This is a genomic window from Lutibacter litoralis (assembly GCF_014646675.1).
In the GTDB taxonomy this organism is placed as follows: domain Bacteria; phylum Bacteroidota; class Bacteroidia; order Flavobacteriales; family Flavobacteriaceae; genus Lutibacter; species Lutibacter litoralis.
This window is the reverse complement of sequence record NZ_BMNS01000008.1, coordinates 198267-205911: the sequence shown is the minus strand read 5'-3', so window position 1 is coordinate 205911 and position 7645 is coordinate 198267. Positions and strand designations below refer to the sequence as shown.

The 7645-nt window shown below is 29.5% G+C and carries 7 protein-coding genes; 1 reads left to right on the top strand and 6 read right to left on the bottom strand.

The window, feature by feature from the left end; translation table 11 throughout:
• Positions 1-147: 147 nt before the first annotated feature.
• Entirely contained in the window at positions 148-576 is a 429-nt protein-coding gene (locus IEW75_RS13535) for a DUF6526 family protein (protein ID WP_134249250.1), read from the top strand.
• A gap of 79 nt (positions 577-655) precedes the next feature.
• On the opposite strand, the gene IEW75_RS13530 is transcribed toward IEW75_RS13535, so the two are convergent.
• From IEW75_RS13530 to IEW75_RS13505, 6 genes are all read right to left on the bottom strand, one after another.
• Positions 656-1867: an ABC transporter permease gene (locus IEW75_RS13530; RefSeq protein WP_134249248.1), complete on the bottom strand. Its 1212-nt coding sequence runs from the start codon at positions 1865-1867 to the stop codon at positions 656-658.
• Positions 1868-1870: 3 nt separating this feature from the next.
• On the bottom strand, positions 1871-3040 hold the full coding sequence (locus IEW75_RS13525; RefSeq protein ID WP_134249246.1) for an ABC transporter permease: 1170 nt from the start codon (positions 3038-3040) through the stop codon (positions 1871-1873).
• Positions 3041-3042: 2 nt separating this feature from the next.
• On the bottom strand, positions 3043-4035 hold the full coding sequence (locus tag IEW75_RS13520; RefSeq protein WP_134249244.1) for an HlyD family secretion protein: 993 nt from the start codon (positions 4033-4035) through the stop codon (positions 3043-3045).
• An 8-nt stretch (positions 4036-4043) separates the two neighbouring features.
• Positions 4044-5414 (bottom strand): TolC family protein, encoded by a 1371-nt coding sequence (locus tag IEW75_RS13515; RefSeq protein ID WP_134249243.1) that lies wholly within the window; start codon positions 5412-5414, stop codon positions 4044-4046.
• A 2-nt stretch (positions 5415-5416) separates the two neighbouring features.
• A complete protein-coding gene (locus tag IEW75_RS13510; RefSeq protein ID WP_158283809.1) occupies positions 5417-6010 on the bottom strand; it encodes a TetR/AcrR family transcriptional regulator in 594 nt (197 codons plus the stop codon).
• A gap of 437 nt (positions 6011-6447) precedes the next feature.
• The gene (locus IEW75_RS13505) at positions 6448-7590 is read right to left on the bottom strand and encodes an acyl-CoA dehydrogenase (RefSeq protein WP_134249239.1); all 1143 of its coding nucleotides are present in this window, start codon (positions 7588-7590) and stop codon (positions 6448-6450) included.
• Positions 7591-7645: the final 55 nt, after the last annotated feature.

The following is a 7645-nucleotide window of genomic DNA, read 5'->3' as shown; positions in this document are numbered from 1 at the left end:
ACTGCCACTAGGTGGGAGAGTATGTCACCGCCTTTCTTTTGAAAAACCTTCAATTTAATTATTGAAGGTTTTTTTTTCGCCTTATTTTAAAATAATAGTAATTAATAATGACTATATTTAGAGTACTTAACTTTTAAAATTATATTTATGAAACAACAAAACTACAGTAACCATAGTAAAATGGTTCTTGGATTTCACGGTATTTTATTTGTAGCAATTGTAGCTTTATTAATAGGTGCTATAAGAAATTTAATAAAAGCAACAGATGAGAATTTATATGGAGCTTCTTTGTTAGTGCTTATTCCATTTATTTTTTTACTTTTTATGTATTTTACAAGAGCATTTGCTCTGAAAGCACAGGATAGAGCTATTAGAGCTGAAGAAAATTTTAGACATTATTTATTAACAGGTAAGACTTTAAATTCAAAATTGACGATGCGTCAAATTATTGGGCTACGTTTTGCTTCGGATGAGGAGTATGTTGAATTAGCAGAAAGAGCTGTAAAAGAAAACCTTTCTGAAAAAAATATTAAGAAGTCTATTAAAAACTGGAAAGCGGATTTAGATAGAGTATAATCACAATATACTCTTATAAATTGTTAACGTTTTGTGATTATTATTTCTCAAAGAATTATATAATAGAGTATCTATTATTTTATAGGCTTGAAGTATGTCTTTTTTCTTTGCGAACATTTACTTTTAATGTAATTACTGCTAATATAAAATATACTAATGTTAGTAACCAAAGATGGCTCCAGTCGCTTAATACTTGACTAAAAGAGGCTTTCATTTGAGTTAATTTTATAAATCCGGTTATTCCTGAAGTTGATGGTAATAGTTTTGCTAACTGTTGGTAGAAACTTGAAAACCCTTCCATAGGAAAAGACAATCCACTTAGCATTAAAGAAGGAATTGATAATAATACTAAAAATACGATGGAATCTTCTCTTCTTTTAAAAAGTGAGCTAATTGCTATTCCTAAAAAGACAACCGAAGTTAAATAAGGTAATGAGAAAAGATATACTAGTATTAATGAAGTTCGTATTGGAATTGAAAATATTGCGTAAATTATTCCAATTTGGATTGGTAAAATAACAGCAAATATTAATGAATATAAACTTGCTTTTGCTAACAAAACTGGAATTGCACCTGCTTTGTGCAACAATCTTGGAAAATTAGTATGTATTGTTTTGTCTTCTTTTCTGGAACCATTTAAAATACCAATTCCCATTAATATTACTAATTGAATAATTAAGGCGGTAAGTATTGGTATTATGTAAGTTGCATACCCCGATGATGTATTAAATAAACTTGTTGAAATAGTTTGTATTGGTACGTAATTTTGCTTTGCATAAGCTATTGGGATTCCTTTAGACATTTCTTTTTTTACAACAATTCCTGCATTAAAGTTACCTGTAGTTACTGTAACATCAACCAACACTTTTTTATAAAAAACCATATTAGAAGCATCTGAAAAAGAGATTATTGTAGTTTGTTTCCCACTTCTTAAATTTTTTTCAAAGTTTTTTGGAATAATAACAATACCCATTACTTTTTTTGAGTAGTAATCATTTTTAGCTTCTTGTATATCTGAATAATTAGAAACTGTTTTAATTCCTTCAGAAGCATTTAGCATTGCTATATAATCTCTACTGGTTTTAGTGGCATCTTGATTTACAATTGCTACTGGAACTTCCGTAATTACTTCTTTTGAATAGATGTACGTATAAACCATTAATATAACAAATCCCACTAATAAGAATGTGCTTACAACAGCTTTGTCTGATTTTATTGCATTCCATTCATTAACAAATGAATTTTTAAATGAAATTTTAGCGCGATGGTATTTTTTATAGAAACTTTTCATTTTTTATATGCGTTGAAGAAATGCCCCATTTATTAGAAGCTTTTTAAGTTTACGGTAACCTAGTAATATTGGTACAATAGTTAATAGTACCAATCCAGTTATTGCATGCATAGAGTAATACATTGGAATTCCTCTTTGTGTTTGATCTAAAAAGAAATCGAAGAAATGCGTAAATGGAAATAATTGACTTATCCATTGTAGTACTTTTGGCATTCCAAATACTGGAAATGTAATTCCTGAAAAAGATAAACTAATAGCCGCAAATCCTGATCCAAAAGTAAGTGCTTCTCTAAAACTTTTACTAATTGATACAAATAGTAAAGCAAAAGCTTGTGATGTAATTATTAAAAGAAATAAAGAAAATAAAACTCCACCTTTATTTCCGTTTAATGGGAAATCTCCAATAACAAACATGGTAAAATACATAATAAGTCCAACTAAAAAGAACCAAAGTGTATATGGAGTAATTTTACCGAGTAAAATGGTTGTTACATTGCCCTTTCCTATACTATATAATTTTTCACCTTTATTATATTTTAGGTCGTTTCCAAAGCAATAAATGGTAGTTAAAATAACAAAAATTTGAAAAAAGAGCGTTAAAAACCCAGAGTTTAAATAATATGAATAATTGGTGTACGGGTTTGAAAGTACATGATTATTTGATGTTATTGGTTGAAAATTTGCTTTTGCTTGTTCAATATAAATTCCTTTTTTTAGTTGTTTTTGAACATTTACTCCAGCTGAAATGGTTCCAATTGCACGTTTAAAAGCTTTGTCTTCTAAACCAGAAGGCAATAATAAATTACCATTAAATTGATTTGTAATTGTTACTTGTTTACCTTGATTTAAATCTTTTCCTAAATTTTTAGGAATGATAACCAACCCATAAATTTTTAGTTCTTTTATTAATCTTTCACCTTCTAATTGGCTAATTGGTTTAAAATCAACTCTTAATTCGGGTGTCGCATCTAATTGACTAATTATATTTCTAGAAATAGAAGAATTATCAAAATCAACAACAGCAACGGGTAAATCTCTTGCAACACCGTTATCTAGTAAGGTGTGAAAAAATAACATAGAAATAAAAGGTAAAATTACTGCAAAAATAAACATTGATCTGTTATGAAATAACATACTAAATTCACGTTTTGCAATATGTAAATACGATTTCATTTTTAATTATTGAATTGTGAGTAATCAATTAAAAGGCTCATACCTGGTCGTAATTCAGTTTCAGGACTTATTGGACTTGCTTTTATTTCAAAAGTTCTAATATCAAAATCGCCAGTAGATTTAGTTGCATTCCAAGTTGCATAATCTCCCAAAGCAGCAACATAGTAAATTTCAAAAGTTATTTCTTTGTTTTTTAATGCAGGAATAGTTGCTTTAAATGTTGAACCCTTTTTAAAATTGAAAAGAGCTGTTTCTTTAACATTTACTATAGCATATGAGTTTGATAAATCTACTAAATGAGCTACAGGATAACCAGCACCAATTAATTCACCTTCTTCAGGTAAAAAGTTTAAAACTTCAGCATCTATAGGGCTTTTTATATAACGTTCACTTTTATAGCTTTCTAATTCTGAAATAGCACCTTCAGCTTTTCTTACCAATGCGCTAGCAGCATCAATATCTTCGGTTCTTGTACCTTTTAAAGCTATTTGGTATTTATTATAAGCGGCTTTTTGATCGTTTAAAGCGGCTTCTTTTTTAGCGAAAACCTCATCTTTTTTTTGTGCTGAAACAACTCCATCTTTAAACAAATTCTCAATACGCTCGTATGATTTCAGCATTACATTAGCACCTGCAGTAGCTTTTTCATACAAACTTTTGTAGGCAATAATTTCTTCTTTTCTAGCTCCGTTTGTAGCTTTGTTTTTTTGTGCATTTGCTGCATCTTTTGCTGCAATAGCTTGTAATTCTTTAGCATCAATTTCTGGACTTTCTAATGTTGCTAATAACTGTCCTTTTGTTACGCTTGCACCTTCTTTTACGTCAATAGATTTTAAACGTGTTGGTAGTTTTGAGGATAAATATATTTCTTTAGCTTCAATTCTACCTTGTAAAATAATTGTTTTTGGTTTGCTAATAAACCAAATTCCTATTAGTACTAAGATTGTTATAATAAGTATACTGACAGCGGATTTTATAAATTTTGAATTTTTCATTTTTGATATTATATTTTATTCAAGAAATTTTCTGTTTTGTTAAGGCTTACCATTAATTCTCCGTAGGTTGTATTGTAATGGTAAAGTGCTTTTATTTTAAATAATTTAATTTGAGTTAGTTGTAAAGTAGCATCAATTACTTCGAGAGAAGTTCCTGTGCCTTCTTCAAAAGCACGGGTTCGCATAAATTTTAATTTTTCAGCTAGTGACTCATCAGTATCTAAACTTTCATATTGTTCCCGTTGTTTTTCTAAATCGTTATACAATTTTTCGGTATAGGTTAATAAATTTAATTTAGCCTGCTTTTCTAATTCTTGCACTTGCAAAACTTTATGTTTAGCAGCCTTAACTTTATGTTCTCTTTCAAAACCGTTGAATAATTCCCAAGTTGCGCCAACACCTATCATCCATTTTGTTTCTAATAGTGATAGATTGTCTTTCCAGAAAGTGTGTTTACCAAATAGAGCTACTTTTGGAAAATATTCGCTGTTTTCAACTTTTACACCAACTTTTGCTAATTCCTCATTTTTTTCTAAAAATTTAAGTTGTTCATTTTCTTGAATCATTTCATTTTGAAAATCACTTAATGAAGTTTGAATAGTAGGATTTATAAAATTGGTTGAAATTATATTAAAATTCTCTCCTCCAATTAAATTTTTGATAGCTGTGGTTGCTAAAGACACATCTTTTTGCGCAGCTAATAATTCTCGTTTTGCATTTGATAAAGCAACTTTTGCGTTTAAAGTTTCTACTTCAGGGATAATCCCGTTTTCGAATAATTTAGTTGCATGATCGCTGTGTAATTTTATAGTTTCATAAACTTTTTGGCGTAAATCTTCTGCTTCTTTGGCTAGTTTAAGTTTAAAATAATAATCTATTAACTTAATGGTTAAAGCATTTTCTTTTATTTTATGATGATTTTCGGAAAGCTCATAATTTATTTTGGAAGCTTTAGTTGCAGCATTTATTTTGCCACCTGTAAATATTGGCCATTCAATATCTGCTGATGCAAAACCTAAATTTTTTTGTTGTAATGTAAAATTCCAATCGCCTAACATCTCAGGGTCAGACACTCCAATAATTCCACCAACCAAAGCACGTTGTTCATTTAAATCTACGGCAATGTCATTGTCTAAATTTAAATAAGTAGCAGAAAGGCTTAGTGAAGGGTATCGTAAACCTTTTACAGCTTTTTGTTCTTCAAGCTTAGCATAAACTTCTTGTCTCCAAGCATTTAAATCTCCATTTTTAGAAAGCATTAAATTGTATGCTTCTTTTAGTGATAATTCCTGAGAGGAAATACTAGTTGTAATAAATACTATAAGAATAGTTATTATTTTTGCAGTGGGTTTTAATATCAATTTTAAATTAGTAAGCATTATTAACAATCTTTTTTTAATATATTTAAAATGTTATCGGTTAAATAATTAACGTCATTATTTGATGTTTTTTCAATTCCTAAAAAGTTGGTTCTTTTAAAATGAATATAATCTATTACATACATGAAAACATGATAGTTCATATCTAATAATTCAACGTTTTTACCTATTTCACCAGATTTTTGACCAATAGTAAGAATTTGTTTCATTAATGAAATACTCTTTTCTTTTAAAATATCAGGTAATATAAAATTATCATTATGAAGTAATTGATAGAAGAATTTTGATGCTTCAGACTCGTTTATAGCATATACAATTCTATTTTGAATAAAGGTTTTTATAATAGGTGCAATGCTAGTATGTTTTAAGCTGATTAAAAATTCTAATTCACCAATTAACGCCGTTACTTTATCGTAATATAATTCATTAATTAGTGCTTGTTTTCCGCTATAAAGTCTATATAAATAACCGCCGCTAACGTTTGCGTTTTTAGCAATCATAGCAATAGTTGCTTTTTCTATTCCACAATCAACAATTGTTTTCATAGTTGCTTGTTTAATACGAGCTAATTTATCTTCATCTATTTTTCGTGCCATAAGTTTTAATATTAATTTCCGGTTGCAAATATATGAATAAATGTTCATTCATTAATAGTTTGTGATATTTTTTTGCTAAATAATATTCATTATTATAAAACAACATTTAAAAAGTGATGGGTGCCAATACTTAATAGGAAATTTTAAAGCAATAGACTGGAGTATTGAAATATGAAATGAAGAAAAGTTTGTTTGTTAATGATATGATAACTTAATAGTTTTAAGGATTCGAAAAGATGCTCTGAAGAGAATACATAAATAGACATTTGTAGATGTAAATTAATAAGACAAAGCAATTAGAAAGGAACTTATTCTTTTATGGTCAAAAACGTGTATTTTTTTATAAAAGTTAAAAGAGTGATAGGTATTTTCTTTTGAGCAAAAGATTTAATGAAAGACGCAACGGCAATTTTAATTGCCGGCACGTCCAAAATATTTTAATCTTGTAAAACACTTCTTGAAATAACAATTTTTTGAATTTCGGAAGTACCCTCATAAATTTGTGTAATTTTCGCATCACGCATTAAACGCTCAACGTGGTATTCTTTTACAAACCCATAACCTCCGTGAATTTGAACAGCTTCAACAGTAACTGCCATAGCCATATCAGCTGCATATAATTTGGCCATTGCACCGCTTAAATCGTAATTTAATTTTTGATCTTTTTCCCAAGCAGCTTTTATACACAACATACGTGCAGCTTCAATCTGGGTAACCATATCAGCTAATTTGAAGGCAATTGCCTGATGTTTGCTAATTTCTTTTCCAAAAGCTTTACGCTCTTTAGAGTATTTTAAAGCCAATTCATAAGCGCCAGAAGCAATTCCTAAAGCTTGTGAGGCAATTCCGATTCTTCCTCCTGCTAGTGTTTTCATAGCGAATTTAAAACCAAAACCGTCTTCTCCAATTCTATTTTTCTTTGGAACTTTTACATCAGTAAACATTAAAGAATGTGTATCGGAACCTCGAATTCCTAATTTATTTTCTTTTGTACCAACAGCAAAACCTTCCATTCCTTTTTCAACAATTAAAGCATTTATGCCTTTATGTCCCTTTTCAACATCGGTTTGAGCTATTACTAAATATACGCTAGCAGTTCCACCGTTAGTAATCCAGTTTTTTGTTCCGTTTAAAAGGTAGTGATCACCTTTATCAATGGCAGTTGTTTTTTGCGAAGTAGCATCAGAACCTGCTTCTGGTTCACTTAAGCAAAATGCTCCAATTATTTCGCCAGTTGCCAATGGAACTAAATACTTTTGTTTTTGCTCTTCAGTTCCATAAGTTTCCAATCCCCAACAAACTAAAGAGTTGTTTACAGACATAACCACTGAAGCTGAAGCGTCTACTTTAGAAATCTCTTCCATAGCTAATACATATGAAACGGTATCTAAACCGCTACCTCCGTATTTTGGGTCTACCATCATTCCTAAGAAACCGAGTTCGCCCATTTTTTTTATTTGTTCTGCAGGAAATTGTTGCTCATCATCACGTTGAATTACACCGGGTAATAGTTCGTTTTTGGCAAAATCTCGAGCAGCATCACGTATCATTATTTGCTCTTCTGTTAAGTTAAAATTCATAATTGATAAAGTTATTTGTAATAAGTTCGCTATTACACAAATATAAGTCTTTTTT